Source organism: Aquamicrobium lusatiense, assembly GCF_014201615.1.
Lineage (GTDB): Bacteria > Pseudomonadota > Alphaproteobacteria > Rhizobiales > Rhizobiaceae > Mesorhizobium > Mesorhizobium lusatiense.
The window spans coordinates 46,422-66,109 of record NZ_JACHEU010000005.1; the positions used below are offsets into that span (position 1 = coordinate 46,422).

Annotated in this window: 18 protein-coding genes and 1 tRNA gene; 9 read left to right on the forward strand and 10 right to left on the reverse strand. The window is 63.8% G+C overall.

Features of this window, described 5'->3' with window-relative positions; all coding sequences use genetic code 11:
• Positions 1-15: 15 nt before the first annotated feature.
• The 8 genes from HNR59_RS18375 to HNR59_RS18410 form a co-directional block, all read right to left on the reverse strand.
• Positions 16-1,002, reverse strand: a complete 987-nt coding sequence (locus HNR59_RS18375) for an aldose epimerase family protein (protein WP_246374850.1) — start codon at positions 1,000-1,002, stop codon at positions 16-18.
• A 113-nt stretch (positions 1,003-1,115) separates the two neighbouring features.
• Positions 1,116-2,543, reverse strand: a complete 1,428-nt coding sequence (locus tag HNR59_RS18380; protein WP_210307432.1) for a YncE family protein — start codon at positions 2,541-2,543, stop codon at positions 1,116-1,118.
• A 101-nt stretch (positions 2,544-2,644) separates the two neighbouring features.
• The gene (locus HNR59_RS18385) at positions 2,645-3,421 is read right to left on the reverse strand and encodes a 2,3-dihydro-2,3-dihydroxybenzoate dehydrogenase (protein ID WP_183832505.1); all 777 of its coding nucleotides are present in this window, start codon (positions 3,419-3,421) and stop codon (positions 2,645-2,647) included.
• Between the two features lie 13 nt (positions 3,422-3,434).
• Complete coding sequence (locus HNR59_RS18390) at positions 3,435-7,322, reverse strand: non-ribosomal peptide synthetase (protein ID WP_183832506.1); 3,888 nt, start codon at positions 7,320-7,322, stop codon at positions 3,435-3,437.
• A gap of 2 nt (positions 7,323-7,324) precedes the next feature.
• Positions 7,325-7,591 (reverse strand): phosphopantetheine-binding protein, encoded by a 267-nt coding sequence (locus HNR59_RS18395; protein WP_183832507.1) that lies wholly within the window; start codon positions 7,589-7,591, stop codon positions 7,325-7,327.
• A gap of 11 nt (positions 7,592-7,602) precedes the next feature.
• Complete coding sequence (locus HNR59_RS18400) at positions 7,603-8,238, reverse strand: isochorismatase family protein (protein ID WP_183832508.1); 636 nt, start codon at positions 8,236-8,238, stop codon at positions 7,603-7,605.
• Positions 8,239-8,242: 4 nt separating this feature from the next.
• Positions 8,243-9,871: a (2,3-dihydroxybenzoyl)adenylate synthase gene (locus HNR59_RS18405; RefSeq protein WP_183832509.1), complete on the reverse strand. Its 1,629-nt coding sequence runs from the start codon at positions 9,869-9,871 to the stop codon at positions 8,243-8,245.
• A complete protein-coding gene (locus HNR59_RS18410; RefSeq protein WP_425488679.1) occupies positions 9,868-11,079 on the reverse strand; it encodes an isochorismate synthase in 1,212 nt (403 codons plus the stop codon). The genes HNR59_RS18405 and HNR59_RS18410 overlap by 4 nt, the downstream gene beginning before the upstream one ends.
• A gap of 175 nt (positions 11,080-11,254) precedes the next feature.
• On the opposite strand from HNR59_RS18410, the gene HNR59_RS18415 reads away from it, so the two are divergent.
• The 6 genes from HNR59_RS18415 to HNR59_RS18440 all read left to right on the forward strand — a co-directional run bounded on the left by HNR59_RS18415 (position 11,255) and on the right by HNR59_RS18440 (position 16,210).
• Positions 11,255-11,758 carry a cytochrome b gene (locus tag HNR59_RS18415; RefSeq protein WP_183832511.1) on the forward strand — a complete coding sequence of 168 codons (504 nt, stop codon included), beginning with the start codon at positions 11,255-11,257 and terminating at the stop codon, positions 11,756-11,758.
• Between the two features lie 153 nt (positions 11,759-11,911).
• Positions 11,912-12,751, forward strand: a complete 840-nt coding sequence (locus HNR59_RS18420) for an alpha/beta hydrolase (RefSeq protein WP_183832512.1) — start codon at positions 11,912-11,914, stop codon at positions 12,749-12,751.
• Between the two features lie 314 nt (positions 12,752-13,065).
• A complete protein-coding gene (exbB, locus tag HNR59_RS20995; RefSeq protein ID WP_343060866.1) occupies positions 13,066-14,196 on the forward strand; it encodes a tonB-system energizer ExbB in 1,131 nt (376 codons plus the stop codon).
• A gap of 11 nt (positions 14,197-14,207) precedes the next feature.
• The gene (gene exbD, locus HNR59_RS18430; protein ID WP_183832513.1) at positions 14,208-14,669 is read left to right on the forward strand and encodes a TonB system transport protein ExbD; all 462 of its coding nucleotides are present in this window, start codon (positions 14,208-14,210) and stop codon (positions 14,667-14,669) included.
• Positions 14,669-15,568, forward strand: coding sequence for an energy transducer TonB family protein (locus HNR59_RS18435; protein WP_183832514.1), 900 nt, complete (start codon positions 14,669-14,671; stop codon positions 15,566-15,568). The genes exbD and HNR59_RS18435 overlap by 1 nt, the downstream gene beginning before the upstream one ends.
• 252 nt (positions 15,569-15,820) lie before the next feature.
• Positions 15,821-16,210 (forward strand): hypothetical protein, encoded by a 390-nt coding sequence (locus tag HNR59_RS18440; protein WP_183832515.1) that lies wholly within the window; start codon positions 15,821-15,823, stop codon positions 16,208-16,210.
• A 112-nt stretch (positions 16,211-16,322) separates the two neighbouring features.
• Here HNR59_RS18440 and HNR59_RS18445 read toward each other — a convergent pair whose 3' ends face one another.
• Complete coding sequence (locus HNR59_RS18445) at positions 16,323-17,039, reverse strand: SIMPL domain-containing protein (protein WP_183832516.1); 717 nt, start codon at positions 17,037-17,039, stop codon at positions 16,323-16,325.
• Positions 17,040-17,225: 186 nt separating this feature from the next.
• On the opposite strand from HNR59_RS18445, the gene HNR59_RS18450 reads away from it, so the two are divergent.
• Positions 17,226-17,301: transfer RNA gene (locus HNR59_RS18450), tRNA-Ile, on the forward strand.
• A gap of 476 nt (positions 17,302-17,777) precedes the next feature.
• Here the strand turns inward: HNR59_RS18450 and HNR59_RS18455 are convergent.
• Positions 17,778-17,963 carry a hypothetical protein gene (locus tag HNR59_RS18455; RefSeq protein WP_183832517.1) on the reverse strand — a complete coding sequence of 62 codons (186 nt, stop codon included), beginning with the start codon at positions 17,961-17,963 and terminating at the stop codon, positions 17,778-17,780.
• A gap of 215 nt (positions 17,964-18,178) precedes the next feature.
• On the opposite strand from HNR59_RS18455, the gene HNR59_RS18460 reads away from it, so the two are divergent.
• Both HNR59_RS18460 and HNR59_RS18465 read left to right on the forward strand, forming a co-directional pair.
• Positions 18,179-18,868 carry a class I SAM-dependent methyltransferase gene (locus HNR59_RS18460; protein WP_183832518.1) on the forward strand — a complete coding sequence of 230 codons (690 nt, stop codon included), beginning with the start codon at positions 18,179-18,181 and terminating at the stop codon, positions 18,866-18,868.
• A gap of 13 nt (positions 18,869-18,881) precedes the next feature.
• On the forward strand, positions 18,882-19,604 hold the full coding sequence (locus tag HNR59_RS18465; RefSeq protein ID WP_183832519.1) for a glycosyltransferase family 32 protein: 723 nt from the start codon (positions 18,882-18,884) through the stop codon (positions 19,602-19,604).
• The last annotated feature ends 84 nt before the right edge of the window (positions 19,605-19,688 follow it).

Below are 19,688 nucleotides of genomic sequence, written 5' to 3' on the forward strand. Positions count from 1 at the left end.
TGAAATAATAGCCGTTCAGAGCAATCCGAACCGGTATTCGGTGATCTGGCGATAGGTTTCGCCGGGCCTCAGAACGGCATCGGCAAAGCCCGGATGATTGACGGCATCGGGAAAGCGCTGCGGCTCAAGGCACAGCCCGCCATGGCGCACGCCTTGCACACCGCCGTGCAGCCTTTCGCGCACCGGCAGATTGCCGCCGTCATAGAATTGCAGGCCGGGCTCCGTGGTCAGCACGTCCATCGCGATGCCGGAACGCGCCGCTTCCAGCTGGGCGGCGAAGGCCGGCGCCTCGCGCGCCTGACGCGCCAGCACGAAGTTATGATCGTAGCCTTCAAAACGCCCGCCTTCACGACAGACCGGCCGCAGCCTGCGAAAATCGAATCGGCTGTCGGCCACTGCACGGATTTCGCCGGTCGGGATGTTGTCGGCATCCACCGGTGTATAGGCATCCGCCGCTATGCGCAGCCTGTGGTCCAGCGCACTGCCGCCGCCGTCGAGGTTGAAGTAGGCATGGGCCGCGAGGTTGACAAGCGTTTCGCGGTCCGTGCGCGCCTCCAGTTCGATCACCAGCCGGCCGGGCTCCACCCGATAGAAGCAGCTTGCATGCATCTCTCCGGGATAGCCCTGATCGCCATCCGGCGACACCAGCGAAAGAAGCACGCAATCGGCGGAGCGCCGCTCCACCGTCCAGTCGCGCACCGCGAAGCCCTCCGCCCCGCCATGCAGATGGGTGCGGCCATGTTCGTTGAGATCGAGTCGGTGATCCCTGCCCCCGATATGCGCCCTGCCCCCGGCGATACGGTTGGCGCAGCGCCCGGCAATAGCGCCAAAGAATGCGCCATGCGTCCGGTAGGCGCTGAGGTTGTCGAAGCCGAGCACGACATTCACCGGACCGTCCCGTCCGGGCACAATCAGTTCCGTCAGCGAGGCCCCAAAAGAAATGACGCCGGCGGTGATGCCGCCGGCGCCAATCCTGATCACGTCATGGCGATCTTCCATCATCGGCTCCCCTGTGCGCCACATCATTGCGCTGCCAGTGTAACCGCAACAGAGCCGCCATGCAGCCTGCGTTCAGACGGCCGGCCGGGCGCGATGGCCCGACCGGCGTCCCGCGATCACTTCTTGGGAGTGATCTTGCTGATCCGGTCGTTTGCCGGATTGTCTTCACCCTGCGCCTTGTTGACGGCGAAAATGTCACCCTTGTCGTCGACTGCGACGTGGTTGGCGAACGGCGCATTTTCGAGGTTGGCGACGATGTTGCCGTCCGTATCGACGACCGTAACCGTGCCCGCGCCGCGATTGCTGACATAAGCGTGCTTTGACACCGGATCGAAGGCGACGTTGAGCGCGCCGGCACCCACCAGCACATTGTGCAGCGTCTCGCCGCTGTCGGTGTCCACGATCAGCAGGTTGTCGCTGCCCTGCGAAGCCACGAAGACACGCTTCGTCTCGCCGTCATAGGCAACGCCAATGGCGCCACGCGAACCCTTGATCGGGATCACCTTTTCCACCTCGCCGCTGGCGGAGTCGATGATCGCCACCTCGTCGGTGGACATGCTGACGGTGAACAGCTTGCCGGAATCGGCGTCGAACTTGAGGCTGCCGACGGAGAAGTTCTGACCGCGCTTGCCGCTCTTGATCTCGATCACGCCGGCAGGCTCAAGGGTCTTGGCGTCAAACACCACCACTTCCGGCGAACCGGAGGCGGTTGCATAGGCCTTGCCGCCCTTCTCGTCCACGACCACGTCACGGGCATGCGCGGCAGCGCCCGGCTCGAACTGCTTGACCAGCGAAAGGTCGGACTGCTTGTAGACCGCAACCGTGTTCTGGCGGGTGTTGGTCACCCACACGGTATCGTTGGCGTCATCGACGGCAACGCCATACACGGCATAAAGGCCGCCTTCCTTGCCGTCCTCGCGCGCCGGGGCTTCGCCGGGCGAGACCTGCGCCACGATCTCAAGCGTCTCCGGGTTCACCTTCACCAGAGCAGACGCCTTGACCGGCGGGCGGCCGACGGCGGACGTCACGAACACGGCGTCACTCTTGGCACTGTATGCGCTCTGATAGAGGCCGGGCACGAGCTTGTTATCCTTGACCTCGAACTTGTCTGCACCCGACAGCGGCACCTGCGGCGAAACCTTCAGTTCCACGATTTCGGCGTGGTAGGGTGCGGCAGTGGTCAGCACCAGCGGATGGGTGCCGACGGCAGCGTCCTCGGGCAGCTTGAAGGTCACCTCGAACTTGCCTTCCTGATCGGCCGTGAGCGGGCCTTCACCCAGAACCTGCGCCCCGCGCAGGAAGGTCACCGACTGGCCGGGCTTGAAGTCCTGGCCCGAAACCTTGATCTCCGAGCCCGAATAGATCGGTTTGCCCTGCTCGACGGCCGAAGCGCGCACGCGGCCCTGATAATCGGAATCCGGCGCATCGAAGGCGACCTGCGCCAGCGCGGTGCCAAGGCTGAGCGCCAGCGCGCCAGCGGCAATGATGAAGCGCAACCCCGCAGCGGACCGGTTTCGGGAAACGGAGGATGAAGTGCCGTGCATGGATAGCCTTCCTGTCAGTTGAGACCGCCTCAAAAAGCGATCATTTCATGATACGGGATCGTTCTACATAACATGATATTTTTTCTCAAGTTATATTGCAGTCACCCCCTCAGCGTTGCGCCACCGTCCACATAAAGATCGCTCATGGTGATATGGCCGGCGCGGTCGGAGAGCAGGAACACCACGGCTTCTGCCACATCCACGGGCGTCGCCAGCTTGCCCAGCGGAATGCCGCTCTTGAAGGTTTCAGGCGACCCTGCGATGACCTTTTGCGCACCGCTTTTGTCGGACCACATGCCGGTCTGCATCGGCGTCAGCGTCGAACCGGGCGCCACGATGTTGCAGCGTATGCCGAACGGCGCCAGTTCCAGCCCGAGGCAGCGGGTGAACATGGTGGCCGCCGCCTTGGAGGCCGCATAGGCGGCCATGGCGTGACGCGGAATGCCGGCGGCATTGGAACTGACCGTCACCAGCGCACCGCGCCGTCTTTCCGTCATGCGCCGGGACAAGGCCCGCATCACATGGAACACGCCGTCGCTGTTGACGGCAAAGACATTGCGCCATGTCTCGTCCGAAGTTTCTGTAACGAGATCGGTAGCCAGAATGCCGGCCACGCTGACGCCCAGATCGATCGGCCCGGCATCGGCCTCATGCGCCGCCACCAGCGCTTCCACGGCGGAAGAATCGCGAACATCGAGCGCCGCGCGCTTCACTTTGTCTTCAGGCAGATCGGCCAGCACGTCCAGCGCCGCCGCATCGAAGTCGGTCGCCAGAACCCTTGCGCCCTCCTCCACCAGAAGCCGCACCACCTCGACGCCGATGCCGCCGCCGGCACCCGTCACCAGCGCGGTCTTTCCCTCAAGTCCGGTCGGGCGCATGGCAAAAACTCCTTCAGTCGTGTTCGGCAAGCCGGCGGTCCAGCTCCGGCGCGATCAGCGCCGAAGCCGCGGGCGCGGTCAGTTGCGGATGCAGGAACGGCACCTCGACGCAATCGAGCGCCGCTGCATGCGCCAGCCACAGCTCCGGCTTGAGGTCCGGCCTGTCCTCGTGGTCGAGCCCGGCGCGCACATGCATCACCGTGCCCTCGTAGCGGCCATGATAATGGGTACGCACCAGCCGGTTGGTGTCGAGCACCACCCGCACCACGCCGTCCAGCGCCGTGCCCGGCAAATTGCCGAGCGGGCTGTCGCCTTCGCGCAGGAACTCGATGATGGCGGCGCGCGTCGTCAGTTCGGGATGTGCGTTCGGATCGTACCCGGCAATCGCCAGCAGCGCCCGCAGCGCCGCCGCCTCGTCCGGTTCCGGTTCGGCCCGCCAGCATTCGGCCGGATAGGAATCGAGCATCGCCACCACGCCGACTTCTTTCCCGCGCGCTTTCAGATGCACAGCCATGGCATGCGCGATGATGCCACCCACCGACCATCCGGCCAGATGATACGGCCCTTGCGGATAAAGCTCCGCGATCCTCTCGGCATAATCGGCGGCCAGCGCGTCGAGGCTGTCCGGCAGCGGATGCTCCGGGTCGATGGAAGGCGATTGCAACCCATAGACCGCGCGCCCGGTTCCCAGCGACCGCGCCAGCGTGCGATACCCCCACGAGAGACCGCCTGCCGGATGCACGATGAACAGCGGCGGCCTGCCTTCATCACCGCCGCGCAGCTTTATGATCGGCTCAAGTCCGCTGTCATGCACCCGGTCGGCATCGATGGAAGCGGCGAGCGTGGCGATGGTCGGGTGCTCGAACAGCACGCCGAGACCCGGATCGAAGCCGAACCGCTCCTGCACCCGCAACAAGAGATGCACGGCCAGCAGCGAATCGCCGCCGAGATTGAAGAAATCCGCATCTGGATCGGGCAGCGCTTCAAGCCCCAGCACATCGGCCACGAGCTGGCACAATGCCGCCTCGGTCGACGTCGCCGGCTCCCGCACGGCCTGCACCTCGAAGCTCGGCGCCGGCAGCGCCTTGCGGTCCAGCTTGCCATTGGCGTTGACCGGCATCGCCTGCATCTCGACCACGGCCGAAGGCACCATATAATCCGCCAGCCGCGCCGCCATATTCCGGCGCAGCCGCTCCGCCTCGTAGCCCTCGCCCGGCACCACATAGGCGACGATGCGTTTGTCGCCCGGCCGGTCCTCGCGCACGATCACCGCCGCATCGCTCACCAGAGCGGAACCGGCAATCGCCGCCTCGATCTCGCCAAGCTCAATGCGCAGCCCCCTGATCTTCACCTGATAGTCGCAGCGCCCGAGATAGACGACCGCGCCATCCTCACGCAGCCGCGCCAGGTCGCCGGTCATGTACATGCGCTCGCCCGGCCGGAACGGATCGGCCACGAAGCGCTCTTCCGTGAGATCCGGCCGCCCGAGATAACAGCGCGCAAGCTGCACACCCGCAAGATAGAGATGACCTGCAACACCGGGCGGCAGCGGCCGCAACCGCGCGTCCAGCACGTAAAGCCGCGTGTTCCACACCGGAAACCCGATCGGCACCGGCGAAGACGTATCGTCCGGCCCCGCCGGCCAGTAGCTGACATCGACAGCCGCCTCGGTCGGCCCATAGAGATTGTGCAACTCGCCGGCAATGCGCTGATGGAAGCGGTCACGGTGGTCGGCGGTCAGTTCCTCGCCGCTGCAGAAGGTGCGCGCGACGCTCAAGCCCTGCGAGGCCGGCGAAGCGAGAAACGCCGAGAGCATGGAGGGCACGAAATGCAGCGTGGTGATGCCGTGCCGGCGCACCAGTGCCGCAATCGCCGCCGGGTCGCGATGCGCGCCGGGCGGTGCCACCACCAGCCGCGCCCCGCACAGGAACGGCAGAAAGAACTCCCACACCGACACGTCGAAGGTGGCGGGCGTCTTTTGCAGGAAGCGATCATCGGCCGTGAAGCCATAATGCGTGCGCATCCATTCCAGCCGGTTGACGATGGCGCGATGTTCGATCACCACGCCCTTCGGGTCGCCGGTCGAGCCCGAGGTGTAGATGACATAAGCCATATCGCCGGGCTCAACCTGCGGCAGCGCGCCCTCGCCCGGCTCCTGCGGCCAGTCGGCCGGGGCCAGCACCTGCGCCCCCGCAAAGGCTTCGTTGCCCGGCTCTGCCAGAACGCACACAGGCTTTGCCGCAGCCACGATGCGAGCCAGACGCTGCGGCGGATTGTCGAGGTCGAGCGGCAGGTAAGCCGCTCCCGCCCGCAAACTCGCGATCAACGCGATCACCAGTTCAGCCGAGCGCGGCAGCGCCACCGCCACGATCCGGTCGCGCCCTGCGCCGCGCTTCACCAGTTCGCCCGCAAGTGCTGCCGTGCGCCGGTCAAGCTCGGCATAGCTGAGCATCGTGTCGCCGAACACCAGCGCCGGCGCATCCGGCGTCTGAGCCATCTTCGCCTCGATCAGCGCCGTCAGCGTCGTGTCTGGCACGTCATGCTCGGTCCGGTTCGCCTCCACCAGATAGCGCTCGACATCTGCATCGCAGGCGATCGGCACATCGGCCAGCGTCGTCGCGTCCATGGCCTTTTCGAGAAAAGCCGCCAGCCGCCGCGAATGCGCTTTCGTCGCCTCCGCCGAATAGAGCGCCGGATTGGAATCGACCTCCATCAGCAGCGCGCTCAGCGCATCGCCCCGGAAGGTGAAAGTGATGTCGTCCACCGCCCCCGCGCCCAGAATGTTCAGCCTCACGTCCAGCCCCGGCATGGTCGGCGGCAGGTCGAAGGGCTGCATGTTGATCAGCGGCCCATAGAGCCGACGCGAGCCGCCGACGAGACCCAGATCGCGGCGCAACTGCTCCGAGCGGTAGCGCCCGTGCCGGCGCGCGCGCATCATCTGCTTCGACACGCCGACCAGATAATCGCCCGTCGCCTGCGCCTCGTCGGGCGCTACGCGCAGCGGCAGAACGTTCATCAGCATGCATGGCACGCGCGCCGCCACATTGCCGAGCCGGCCCATATGGGGCACGCCGACGACGATCTCTTCCGTCCCGGCAAAGCGCCGGCAATAGGCCGCGACCAGCGCCGTCAGCGCATCCGGCCACGTCACTTTCGCCTCCGAAGCAAAGGCTTGCAGCCGTTCCATGAATCTTTGCGGCAGGTAGAGACTTTCCCGGTGGAAGCTCGGGCCGGAGATGGCGCGCCCCGGCGCCATGCCGCTCACCGGCTCCAGCCCGGCCATCGCCTCGTGCCAGAAGGCGCGGTCCGCCGCGCGCTTTTCAGAGCCGGCATAGGCGCGGTCATCGTCCAGCGCCACCTGCAACGGCGGAAAATTCGCCGCCGGCTCCGTGCCCTTCATCAGGCATGAATAGCGCTCCGCCACCCGGTTGGTGACCAGCACCATGCCGAAGCCGTCGATGGCCAGATGATGGATGCGCTCGTAGAAGAAATGCCGCTCATCCGACAGCCGATAGAGCCGGAAGGCCGCGATCCGGTCGCGGGCGAGGTCCACCGGCGTGTTGGTGTCGGCTTCAATCGCGGCGAGCGCCTCCGCCGCCGGATCGTCCGCGCCCGAAACGTCGATGACTTCGAGCAATGGCCGCCGCGACGGATCCACCACCTGCACCGGCCCGTCGGGACGGTCCTCGAAACGCAAGGACAGCGCCTCCGCCTCATCAACAGTCGCGTCCACCGCCTTGCGGAAGGCGTCGACGTCGAGCGGCCCGGAAATATCGAGATACTGCCCCGTATTGAGGATCGGATTGGTCGGGTCGATGCGCTGCGTGTACCACAGGCCCGTCTGCGCCTCGGTCAGCGGCGCGCCTGTCCCTGAAATGGCGGCAGGCGGCTTCGCATCCATCTCTATGCCCCGCTGCCCGTACCCGTTTGCCCGGCCTGCCCCGCCCGCTTCGCCTCGACCGCCTCCCACCAGCCGGCCAGCGTGAAGCGGTCGGCCAGTTCGGCGAATTCGAGGTCGAGCCCGTCTTCCTGCCATTTCAGGATGAGGTTGAGCAGACGCATGGAATCGATGCCGAGGTCCATCAGATTGTCCTCGAGCCCGATCTCCTCCGGGTCCTCGTGGATCATGCCTGCGATGTCGGCGCGCATGCGCTCCAGCGTGATGGCCATATGAGCCTCCGTCAGACCAAAGCGGCGATGAGCTTGTCGGTGCCGGCAACGACGCCGCAGCGCCCCGCCACCCAGTCCAGCGCCAGATCGTGCTTTTCGCGTGAGAAATCGGCCAGCGCATCGGCTGCAAAGAACGCCTCGATGTCGCGCTGGAAGGCTTCCGCCGCCGTCATCATGCAGCCGATATGGGCATAGATGCCGGTGACGATGAGCTGGTCGCGTCCGCGCACCCGCATCAGCGTCTCCAGATTGGAGCGCTGGAAGGCGCTGTAGCGTTGCTTGACCAGCACGAAATCGCCCTTTTCAGGCGCAAGCGGCGCGATGATCGCCTGATCCGTCTCGGCCGAGCCCATGCCCGGCCCCCAGATGTCGGCCTGCAAGCCGCGGTCGCGCCGGTCCTGATCGCCGTTCTGGGCGGTGTAGAAAACCGGAATGCCCTTCTGCCGGCAATGCGCCGCGAGCCGCGCGATATTCGCGGTCGCGGGCGCAAGCGGTGAAGCATCCGCCACGAAGGGCCGCACGAAATAGTTCTGCATGTCGTGGATCAGCAGCGCCGCGCGGCCGGTCTCGACCTGCCAAGGCCCGCGCGAAGCTGGAAGCTCCGCCGCCAACGGCAAATCATATGGCTGTATGGTTGGAAGCCCCATGGCGTCACCCCTTCTCCGCTTCGGCGTCGAGGAACGCCTGCCGCAGCCGCGCGCGCAGTTCCTTGCGGCTGATCTTGCCGACCGCCGTGGTCTCGAACGCGTCCACGAACAGGATCTGGTCCGGCACCTTGAATTCGGCCACGTTGCGGGTGCGCATCCACGCCTTGATCGCCGCGCCCTTCGGCTTCTCGCCCTGCGCAATGATGAAAGCGCAGCTCCGCTCGCCCAGAAATTCGTCCGGGATCGACACCACCGCCGCGTCGAATACGTTCGGATGCGCCAGAAGATGGTCCTCGATCTCTTCCGCCGAAACCTTCTCGCCGGCCCGGTTGATGTGGTCGGTCGCCCGCCCCTGCACCACGAGATAGCCTTTCGGCGTGCGCTTCACCACATCGCCGGTGCGGTAGAAACCGTCTTCGGTGAAGGAGCGCGCATTGGCGCCCGGCTCGTTGTGATAGGCGCGGATCGTATAAGGCCCGCGCGTCAGGAGATTGCCGGCCTCGCCTTCCGGCACGGGATTGCCCGCATCGTCGACGATCAGCACCTCGTCGTCCGGACTGATCGGCCGTCCCTGCGTTTCCACCACGATCTCATCGGGATCGTCGAGGCGCGTATAGTTCACCAGCCCTTCGGCCATGCCGAACACCTGCTGGAGCTGGCAGCCAAGTGTGGCGCGCACGCGGCGCGCGGCTTCCGGCATGAATTTCGCCCCGCCCACCTGCAGCACCTTCAGGCTGGACAAATCGTGCTTCGCATTGGCCGCCGCCTGCATCCATAACAGCGCCAGCGGCGGCACCAGCCCGGTGATCGTCACCTTCTCCTCAGCGATCAGCGCGAAAGCCGTCTGCGCGTCGGGCGAAGGGCACATGACGATACGGCTGCCCGCGTAAAGCGCACCCATCACGCCCGGCGAGCTCATCGGGAAATTATGCGCCACCGGCAATGCCGCCATGTAGACGCTGTTCTCGTCCAGCCCGCAAATCTCGGCGCTCGCCCCGAACGAATAGATATAGTCGTCATGGGTGCGCGGAATGAGCTTCGACAGCCCCGTGCTGCCGCCCGAAATCTGCAGGAAGGCGACAGCGCAAGGCGAAGGATCGCCCGGCAGCAGCGCCGGATCGGCGGCAAAATCCTCGAAGCGCGCAAATTCCTCCGCCTCGCCCAGCACCACGACATGGCGAAGCGTCGGCGCCTGAGCCTTCACCTCGCGCGCAAGGGCGCGATAGTCGAAGCCGTCGCCCCTGTCGGCCACCACATAGCCGGTAGCTTCGGCCTTCCCGGCGAAATGCGCGATCTCGGTGCGGCGGTGCGCCGGCAGCGCGTAGACCGGGATCAGCCCGGCATAAAACAGGCCGAACACCACCGACAGAAACTCCGGCCGGTTGCCGATCTGCACGATCACCCGCTCGCCGGGCTTCAGCCCGAGCTTGAGGAAACCGGCCGCCGCCGTCTCGGCGCGCGCATGCAACTCCCCATAACTCCAGCGCTGATCGCCGCCCACCACCGCGATGCGGTCGGGAAAGGCGGCGGCGCGCTCGCGCAGCATCTTGGGAAAAGTTTCACCGCGCCAATGGCCCTTGTCGCGGTAGCGCCGGGCGAATTCCTCCGGCCATGTCTGGCTGACTTCACTCATGCCGCATGCTCTCGCAGGGGTCGACCGTGCTCGTCAATACCGAGTGCCGAAAGCAGCGCCACGAACTTGGCCGAGGTCTCGTCGGTCTCGCCGGCAGGGTCGGAGCCCGCGACGATGCCCGCCCCGGCATAGAGCGTCGCGTGCCTGCCAGCCAGCCGCGCCGAGCGGATCGAGACATACCACTCACCGTCGCCCGCCTCGTCGGCCCAGCCGACTGCGCCCGCATAGAAGCCGCGGTCATAGCCTTCGAGCTGGCCGATCACCTCGGCGGAGCGCTCGCGCGGCAGGCCGCACACGGCCGGCGTCGGGTGAAGCACGGATGCGAGTTCCGCCACCGGCGTTTGCGCATCCTTCAGCGTGCCGACGATGCGCGTGCCCAGATGCCACATGGAAGCGGTCGAGCGCAGCGTCGTGCCTTCCGGCGCATTCAGATCGCGGCAATAGGGCGACAGCGCGTCGAACACGGCATCGACCACCGCCTGATGCTCGCGCCGGTCCTTTTCCGATGTCTCCAGCGCGGCGGCGGAAGCGCGATCCGCGGCAGGGTCGGCATAACGGCGCGCCGAACCGGCCAACGGATGCGAAACGACCTCACTGCCCTTGCGCGACACCAGCAATTCCGGCGTCGCCCCCACCAGCAGCGGGCGCGCTGCGTCTGCCCCGGCGGGCAGAAGCGTCGAAAAAGCGGTGATGCTGGGGTCTCGGGCCAGCGCCGCCAGCAGGCGTGCGGCGTCGAATTCATGCGTCGAAGCCAGCTCAAGACTGCGCGACAACACAACCTTGGTGAGCGGGTCGGGCTCGCCCGCCGACCCGGCAATCAGCTTCAGAGCGGCCGCAACGGCTTCACCATACGCAACGGGCGCCGGAACCGGCGTGATGGCGCAGCGCACTGCATCCGGCAGCGCCATGCGCTTTCCGGCGCTGCCCCTGTCATCGGCAGCGTCGGCACAGATTTGCGGCTGGAAAAGATAATCCGCCTGCGAACGGTCAAACGGCAGCGCACCCATGACCACCCGCGGACCGCCCTGGTTTTCCGCGAAAAACGCAGCCACCCGCGCGGCCAGACTGTCGATCGCCCCGCGCTCGACTTCCGCGCGCAGCCCCTGCCCGGTCACGCTGCGCGCACTGCCCTGCAGGCGGAACACCTCATCCACCCCCTGCGCGGAAGCGGAATTTGAACTTTCATTTCCCGACGACAAGACCAGCACCTGAATTTTGATTATCGCCGCCTTGGATGCAGAGCATCTTTAGCGATGATCCGACGTCACTTTGCGGGCACCAACAAAATATGAATGCCTATGTCAACTTACAAACTTGCAATGTAGACATGAATCCGGGATGCCAGCCATATAATGCCGTGCCAGCAGGGAGCGAAAACACCACATGACTGAAAAGCGCCGATATGACGCCGTCGCCATCTGGCTGCACTGGCTGGTCGCTTTGCTGGTGCTCATCCAGTTCGCGACCGGCTGGGTCTGGGGCTTTTTCGAGCGTGGCTCGGAACCGCGCTTTTACCTGTTCAGAACCCATATCACGCTGGGCTCCGCCATTCTGGCGCTGGCCGTGGCGCGTGTCGGCTGGCGCCTCACCCACCGCGCCCCGCCCCTGCCGGAAGGCATGACACGCCTGCAGCGCATCGCCGCTCATGCCGGGCATGGCCTGCTCTACCTTGCCATTCTGGTGCAGCCGGCACTCGGCCTGCTGGCGATCTCCGGCTTCGGCAAGACGCTGGGCCGCTGGCCACGCGACGCGCACAATCTGGCGGCAAAACTCATCCTCGCCATCATCATCCTGCATGTCGCGGCCGTGATCTGGCACCAGCTGATCCGCAGGGACGGCCTTCTGGCACGCATGCTGCCGGCACGGTTTTCCGCTCAGACACGATGAGGGCGCGGTTTCCGTTCAGGGGTCGCGGAAAAACGCCGGAAAGCCTCTTCCGCGATGAAAAACATTTCATTTCAACGGCTACATGATAAAATTCATCAAGTTTGATCCGCCGCGGCCTTGACGGCATTTCGCCCGACCTGCCACAGCTAATCCATGCAACCGCAAACTGCCATTCCTGCCCAGCCCAAACAGCCGCAGCCGGCTGCGCTCGGCATTTTCGGCACCCCCGTCTCCACCCACAGGCTGGAGCGCCGCCGCGTCACGGCGGGCGACAGGGCATTCGTGATTTTCCGCGCCGTTCCGCTAAATCCCGCACCGGCGCGCGGCCACCCCCTGCTTTACATGCTGGACGGCAATGCCGCCTTCGATGCCCTTACGACCGCACATCTGGAAGCCAATCCCGCCCTCGCCATTGCCGGAATAGGCTACGATACGGATTTGCGCTTCGACGTTCTGGCACGGACGCTCGATTACACCCCTGCCGAGACCCCATTAGCCGCGAACGGGCGCAGGACCGGCGGCGCGGACGCCTTCCTCGATCTCCTTACCGGCGAACTGCGCAGGCAATCGGAAGCCGGGCTCCCTGTCGACCCGCTGCGCCGCACCCTGTGGGGCCATTCGCTGGCCGGCATGTGCACGCTCTATGCACTTCTGCGCAAACCCGGCGCCTTCCGGCGCTACGCCTCCGTCAGCCCGTCGATCTGGTGGAACGACGAATGGATGCTGGACTTCGAGGCGCGGGCTGCCCTGCCCGAAAACGATGCCGGGATTAACGATGCCGGGGTTCTCGTCATGCTGGGCGACAGCGAGCGCCGCTCCAATCCCGCAGGCCCGCACTGGGAAGGCCCCGCCCCCCACACGCTGGAGATGGTTGAGAGGCTGAAACGGCGCCCCGGCCTTCAGGTCGGGCATGACATCTTTGCCGGACTTGGCCACGCGGCAACCCTGCCGGCTTCGCTCGGCCCCGCAATGAAGTTAGCCGGTGCCGGGTAATTTGCCGGGCATCCGGCAACGCGGCGCGCTCACCGGCCTGTGAAAGTTTCGACAGAGTTTATGGTGAAAAATGCCTTATAATCTTGAATGCTTTAGTCAACAATGATAACCGCCACCCAGTTTGATCGAACGGTGCCCTTCGGGATGCCTTCGACGGAGTGCGGAAATCTGCGCGATGTCCGGCAGGATGGTGCTCGAACGCCGCGGAACAATTTGAGGTAGGGTTGCAGAATGGTCGATCTGATGAGGCGTGAAACCTGTGCTAAGGGATCGGCACTGAAACGTCTGGCCGCTGTCGCACTCTGTGCCGGCCTGTGTGCTGCCTTCACCCAAACGACCTTTGCCCAGGAACAGCCCGCGCCGCAGGCCCCGGCCGCCGCAACCGCGCCGGCAGCACCCGCCCCCACGCAACCGGCCCCCACTCAGCCGGCAGCAGCAGAAACGGCTCCCGCAGCCCCTGCCGTTCAGGCACCGGCTACGCCCGCCCCCAGGCACAGGATACGTCATCACCGGCCCCTGCCGCTCCGGCATCAGATGCGACGCAGCCCGCCACCGGCACCGACGGTGCAGCCCCCGGCGCTGCCGCGCCCGCACAGGACGGCCAGCAGCAGCCGGCACGGGCGCCTGCCGCCGATGCGAATGCCGCGCAGGACAATATCGAATCCTCCGCCCAGCCGGTTGAAACCGGCGCAGAGGAAGCAGCCCCCGGCGAAGAAGGCGAACGGGATCTCTCCCTGCCGCACGACCTTTCGCCATGGGGCATGTTCATGGCCGCCGACTGGGTGGTCAAGGCGGTCATGATCGGCCTTGCCTTCGCCTCGCTGGTCACCTGGACGGTCTGGCTTGCCAAGTCGCTTGAACTGGCCGGCTCTAAGGCGCGCCTGCGCTCGGCCCTGCGCGCCATTCTGGGCTCGGCTTCGCTGGACGAGGCAGCCCAGAAGCTCGGCAAGCGCGGAGATGCGGGTTCGCGTCTGGTTCAGGCCGCCGTCGAGGAATCGAAGATGTCGGCGGGCGCACTGGATTACGCCGATCCGTCCGGCCTCAAGGAACGCGTCTGGTCGCGCATGTCGCGCATCCAGATCCAGACCGGCCGCCGCCTCAGCCGCGGCACCGGCGTTCTCGCCACCATCGGCTCCACTTCGCCCTTCGTCGGTCTGTTCGGCACCGTCTGGGGCATCATGAACTCGTTCATCGGCATCTCGGAATCGCAGACCACCAACCTCGCGGTTGTGGCGCCCGGCATCGCCGAGGCCCTTCTGGCCACCGCGCTCGGCCTCGTCGCCGCCATTCCCGCCGTGGTCATCTACAACGTCTTCTCCCGCTCGATCACCGGCTATCGTCAGGCTCTGGCCGATGCCGCCGCCGGCGTTGAGCGCCTCGTCAGCCGCGATCTCGACTTCCGCAAGGCCCCTGCCGCCGCGCGCGAACGGCTGGCAGCGGAATAGGAGCTGGAACCATGGCCGGAGGCATCAGGGAAAGCACCGGGGAAGACGACGATCTTCAGGAAACCCACGAGATCAACGTCACGCCCTTCATCGACGTCATGCTGGTTCTGCTTATTATCTTCATGGTGGCGGCGCCGCTGGCAACCGTGGATGTGAATGTCGATCTGCCGGCGGCGGCCGCCACGCCGGCGCCGCGGCCCGACAAGCCGCTCTACCTCACGGTCAAGGAGGACCTCACCGTCCTTCTCGGCAATGACGAGGTGGCGCGCGATACATTGCCGAGCGCGCTCGACAACTTCACCGGCGGCGACAAGGAGCAGCGCGTCTTCCTGCGCGCCGATCAGGCCGTCGACTACGGCGAGCTGATGAATGTCATGAACCTGCTGCGCAAGGCAGGCTATCTGAAGATCGCTCTGGTCGGCCTTGAAATGCTGCCCGCAGCGACCACCGAAAGTGAAACCGGATCACCGTGATGAGCAACGCGGCCTACCATCCGGCGGACAGTCTTTCGCTGAATCTCGGCAAGGGCGAAATCGCGCTCTGGTCGGGTGCCGCCGCTTTCGTTCTCGCCGTGCATCTGGCCGGCGTCTGGTATCTCAATCGCGTTCCCGCCATGGAAGCGCCCTCCCTTGATGCCGCTCCCGCCATCATGATGGAGCTGGCACCCATGGTCGTGGCGCCCGAAGCCGTTCTCAACGAGATGGCCGAGGTGGTTGACAGCGCTCCCGCCGAGGAGGTCGAGGAAATCGTCGAGGAGATCGACCCGGTCGAAGAGCCCGTTCTCGAAGAGGAAGTGGTCGAGGAAGAGCCCGTGGAGACCGAGGAAGTGGCGGAGCTTGAGCCCGTCGAAACCCTCGAAGATGTGGTCGAGGAGCTTGAGGAAGTGCCGCTTCCCGAGGTTGCGATGGCCGTGCCGCAGCGCCGTCCCGTGCCCGAAAAGCCCAAGCCCATCGAAAAGCCGGTTGAGAAGAAGGTCGAGAAAAAGAAGGTCGAGAAGAAGCAGTCGAAGCCGCAGGTGGCCGCCACCAAGTCGGCCACCGATGCGCCGGCAACCGCTGCGCCCCGCGTCGCCAGGGCTGCGGCCGGCTCGGGAATGTCGCCTGCACGCTGGCAGTCCCGCGTCAACGCTCACCTCAACCGCTACAAGCGCTATCCCAGCGGCGCCAGAGGCGTCGGCATCGCCACCGTCAGCTTCACCATCAATCCCGGCGGCGAAGTGCTTGCCGTCTCGCTCGCTCGTTCTTCGGGCGATCCAGCCTTCGACAGTGCGGCTGTTGAGCTGGTGCGCCGTGCCTCGCCGGTCCCAGCCCCACCGCCGGATCTGGCCAAGTCGCGCATGAGTCTCGTCGTGCCGATCCGCTATTCGCGTTGAAACATCCCGCACTGAAGGGCGATATTTCCTTTCCGTGCTGCAAAAACGACATGCCGGGTTTCCTCATGAAGCCCGGCGTTTTTGCTTTTTTCCATGGGAATTGCCGGATTGGCACGGCCTCTCCGCGAAAATGAACACGATATGAATGCGCGGTTCGTGGTCGGTTCAGCCAGAGCGCCCTAGATTCCTCTCATGGATGGGTGATGGCGACTGCCTGTCCCGCAAGCCCCGAAGGACATCAAGGAGAAGACCATGATCAGGATGATTAAGACCGCAGTTCTTTCCGCTCTCATCGGCTTGGGCGGGCTGGCCGCCCTTCCAGCCGCAGCGCAGGCGGACGGCCTTTACCTCAATTACGGCGGTCAGGGTTCCGCTTATGGCATGAATGTCCAGCATCGCGACCACGGCCGCCATCAGGATTGGCGCCGTGACCGTGAGCGGCATCATGACGCGCGCCGCGACAGGGGCCGTCATGATGGATGCAGCGCACGCACGGCCCTGAACAAGGCCGATCGCATGGGCGTACGGCGCGCACGCGTGGTTGATTCCAACCGCCGCATCGTGCGGGTGGCTGGCCACAAGTTCAATCATCGCGTCGTGCTGACCTTCGCAAACCAGCGCGGCTGCCCGGTGCTTCGCTAACCCGTCTCGGTTGAGACATTTCCCGCACGGCACAGGCCGAAATCGGGTTCCGACAACAAAAAGCCCCGGAAGCGTTCAGCTTCCGGGGCTTTTTCAGATGGGTTTTTCAGGCTTACTTCAACTCGAAGGTCACGTTGACCTGTACCCGATAGGCATTTTCGCCGGCCTGAACCGGTGCAGCGCCGGCTTGCGGAACGGCGTCGAAGGACTTTGCAGCCATGCGGATAGGCATCGGCGGCGCCGACTGCTCCGAGATTTCGAGCACCTTGCCGACCGAAGAGCCGGCTGCTTCGGCCAGCGTCTTGGCCTTGGCGATGGCATCAGCAACCGCCTTCTTGCGCGCTTCGGTGACAACCGCGGCCGGATTGGCATTGGTGAAGACGATGCCGCCACCCTCGTTGACGCCCAGCGTAACGGCCTTGTCGAGCAGCTCGCCGGTCTTGTCGATGTCGCGAATGCGCACCGAAAGCGCATTGGTGACCTGATAGGCGACCAGTTCGGCTTCCTGTCCGCCATCCGGCTTGGAATTGTAGTTGTAGCGCGGGCTGATCTGGATACCGGCCGTCTGCAGGTCGCGGTCCTCGATCCCCGCCGCCTTCATGGCCGAGATCACCGCGGCCATCGCATCATTGTTGGCGTCGAGTGCCGCGCGCGCGGTCTTGGCCTCGCGCATGACCGACAGCGACAGGATTGCGATGTCGGGAGCAACAGTCGCCTCCCCTTCGCCGGTAACCACGATCTGCGGCGCCGGCCTGGCATCGGCGGCATTGGCGACGGCAGGCAAAACCATTGCCGCAGCCAGTGCCAGAGGTAGAAGGAATCCGTTCATCAGGTGCTCCATGAAATGCGTCCCAGCGCGGAATGCTTTAAGTGGCGAATATGGACTGATTTGGGCACTTGACGCCATAGTCTCATCAAATGAATGAAGTTCCCGACTTTTAAGCCCCCACCGGCCCCGCTTCTGCAGCCGTGGCTCTTGTGCCGGCAACGGAAACGCACTAATCAGCCCTGCGTGGGGCCTGTAGCTCAATGGTTAGAGCCGGCGGCTCATAACCGCTTGGTTGGGGGTTCGAGTCCCTCCGGGCCCACCATTTCCCCTTAAAATCAAAAACATGTACATTCCCACCGGCAGCACGAAACCCGTGTAGCGGGTCGCGCGATCTGGCAATCTTGTCACCGCTTCTGTCATCAAATTACTTTTGAGATTCGCAGCCTGAACCCGTCTCAAGCGGTATTTGAAGCCAGCCTGTCTCTGCCCCTGCTCTGCAAGCTTTGAGGCAAGGTGCTTCAGAAATGATCCGGTAACCGCCATCGCGCACGGCGGGTGTTGATGCGGTTTTCCTCGAGCAGGTCCTTCGGCGTCGGGATCAGTGTAATCGAAGGTGATCGCATGCGCGGGGCCGACGATACCGCCGATTACCACATTCGATCATGACACCCGGAAATCGGCTGCTTTTTCGCGTTCGGATCGCCGTCAAGGATGATCTGGCAGTCCACCCCGGCCACACAGGCCTTGGCGGGCCGTGCAGCAGGTTACCCATCCGCCCCCGGCACCAGAACCGTGGCATCAATCAGGTCGACCGCCAGCGAACTGACATCGGCAAGATGCAGGTTCGAGCAGATAGCGGCCGCCGGCGGCCGTCACCGGCCCGTTGAGGTTGCCGGCCAGCGTCCGGTCGAGGATCTCGAACGACATGGTTCCTTCGGGCACGCGGTTGACGCGGGTGACGTACTGGTAAGTGAGGTCAGGCATGTGTGACTGGCCTCCCGAAACGCGAAAAGGACTGATGAAGTCCCGGTCTAAAAGAGGCTTAAGGCCAGCGATACGAACAATAAAGGGGGCAGTTTTGCTCCCCGAGGCCCATGACTTACGCTTTCTGCAAATTGGCAGGCATGCTAAGGCGCGATGTCTTGCATCATATTGCAACGACCCTTGCTATGCTTGCTGGTCTGTTGGGAGCACACCGCATGAACAAATGGAAGCTCTTGAGGAGGAAACTGCGGTATGGTTTCCGGCACAAATTTGGCTTTTTTCAAGAGCCGGTCGTGAAGACGGAGCAATTTGGCATCCGCGCTGGATACAGGCACAGACCTGAAAACGCCTTCTATGATGATACAGCCCAGAAAGATCAGCACCAGCGCGAGGTGTATGAAGCCGCGGCCGCAGCCAGCAAAGAAATTGGCGCGAAAAAAGTCTTTGATATAGGATGCGGGTCCGGCTTCAAGCTGATGAAGTTCTTTCCAGACACCGAAACCGTTGGTTTTGATTTGGAGCCCACCCTGTCATTTTTGAGGCAGACATATCCTGAGAGGCAGTGGGCCTCAGCCGACTTCGAAACAGATACGGATCAGGCGGATATCGTTATCTGTGCTGACGTGGTTGAGCATATCCCAAACCCGGATCTGCTCATGCAGTACCTGTCACGCATTACACGAGGAAAGCTTGTTATCTCGACTCCGGACAGATACCGCGTCTATGGCTGGGATCATTCAGGACCACCGCGAAACCGTGCACATTGCCGCGAATGGTCGATGGATGAGTTCCGTATCTATGTTGAACGATGGTTCAACATAGAAGATCACCGCATAACAAACTTTGACGATTCCACCCAGATGATAATTGGAACACCGCGGTCCCCTGCTGGACCGGTGGCCTGACAGAGCGCGTCCAATGAAGTCAGAGTTTATTTCAAACCAGCACCTGCAGCCGGGCATCCTCCACTATTCGAAGAGAGTCCCAATCCAGCAGATACCAAAGATTCTTCACTTTGTGTGGGTCGGCGACGAAGCAAAATGTCCGCATCATTGCATTGACAGTTGGAGGGTTCATCACCCGGACTGGGTGATCAAGGTCTGGGGCAATGACGACTACAACAATCGGCAATGGCGCCTGAAGTCCCACATGCAGGACATGTGGAATTATGAACTGAACGGTGTCGCAGATATGATGCGCTACGAAATCCTCCTGGAAAATGGTGGAATCGCGCTTGATGCCGACAGCATATGCCTGAAGCCGCTGCCAGAGTGGATTTTAGAATGCGAAGCTGTGGCTGCAACCGAAAACGGACTTTTCCGGACTCCTCTGATCGCCTGCGGCTTTCAGGGAACCAGGCCCAAAAATCAGTTCTATGAGACGCTGGTGCGGGAACTGGAAAGCAATCCCAATGCATTATTCAAGACTATTCTTGGCTTCCGCCATAAGCGCTACCCTGCATGGAAAAGTGTTGGGCCACGATATCTGACCCGGATTTACCAACGCGAAGCATATTCCAACCTAACAATTCTCCCCGGACATTTCTTTTATCCCGAAGTTGGCAAAGACGGCTACGCCTACACTGGCGGCGGCCCTGTATATGCCTATCAGCTCTGGGGCTCCACATTTTCAGGATACTGATATGTTGTTCTCGACGCCTGCTAAACGTCCTTGCGAAGAACTGCTCAATCTGCATCATCGAAAAGCCGGGAGCTAAAAATCCGG

Bases quoted from the DNA above. Each gene is read 5' to 3' on its own strand.
- HNR59_RS18415 (WP_183832511.1), top strand. From the start codon at position 11,255: ATGACTGAAAAGCGCCGATATGACGCCGTCGCCATCTGGCTGCACTGG.
- HNR59_RS18460 (WP_183832518.1), top strand. From the start codon at position 18,179: ATGAACAAATGGAAGCTCTTGAGGAGGAAACTGCGGTATGGTTTCCGG.
- HNR59_RS18375 (WP_246374850.1), bottom strand. From the start codon at position 1,002: ATGATGGAAGATCGCCATGACGTGATCAGGATTGGCGCCGGCGGCATC.
- HNR59_RS18395 (WP_183832507.1), bottom strand. From the start codon at position 7,591: ATGGCCATCACGCTGGAGCGCATGCGCGCCGACATCGCAGGCATGATC.
- exbD (WP_183832513.1), top strand. From the start codon at position 14,208: ATGGCCGGAGGCATCAGGGAAAGCACCGGGGAAGACGACGATCTTCAG.
- HNR59_RS18400 (WP_183832508.1), bottom strand. From the start codon at position 8,238: ATGGGGCTTCCAACCATACAGCCATATGATTTGCCGTTGGCGGCGGAG.
- HNR59_RS18455 (WP_183832517.1), bottom strand. From the start codon at position 17,963: ATGCCTGACCTCACTTACCAGTACGTCACCCGCGTCAACCGCGTGCCC.
- HNR59_RS18385 (WP_183832505.1), bottom strand. From the start codon at position 3,421: ATGCGCCCGACCGGACTTGAGGGAAAGACCGCGCTGGTGACGGGTGCC.
- HNR59_RS18445 (WP_183832516.1), bottom strand. From the start codon at position 17,039: ATGAACGGATTCCTTCTACCTCTGGCACTGGCTGCGGCAATGGTTTTG.
- HNR59_RS18420 (WP_183832512.1), top strand. From the start codon at position 11,912: ATGCAACCGCAAACTGCCATTCCTGCCCAGCCCAAACAGCCGCAGCCG.
- HNR59_RS18435 (WP_183832514.1), top strand. From the start codon at position 14,669: ATGAGCAACGCGGCCTACCATCCGGCGGACAGTCTTTCGCTGAATCTC.
- HNR59_RS18380 (WP_210307432.1), bottom strand. From the start codon at position 2,543: ATGCACGGCACTTCATCCTCCGTTTCCCGAAACCGGTCCGCTGCGGGG.
- HNR59_RS18390 (WP_183832506.1), bottom strand. From the start codon at position 7,322: ATGGATGCGAAGCCGCCTGCCGCCATTTCAGGGACAGGCGCGCCGCTG.
- HNR59_RS18440 (WP_183832515.1), top strand. From the start codon at position 15,821: ATGATCAGGATGATTAAGACCGCAGTTCTTTCCGCTCTCATCGGCTTG.
- HNR59_RS18405 (WP_183832509.1), bottom strand. From the start codon at position 9,871: ATGAGTGAAGTCAGCCAGACATGGCCGGAGGAATTCGCCCGGCGCTAC.
- HNR59_RS18465 (WP_183832519.1), top strand. From the start codon at position 18,882: ATGAAGTCAGAGTTTATTTCAAACCAGCACCTGCAGCCGGGCATCCTC.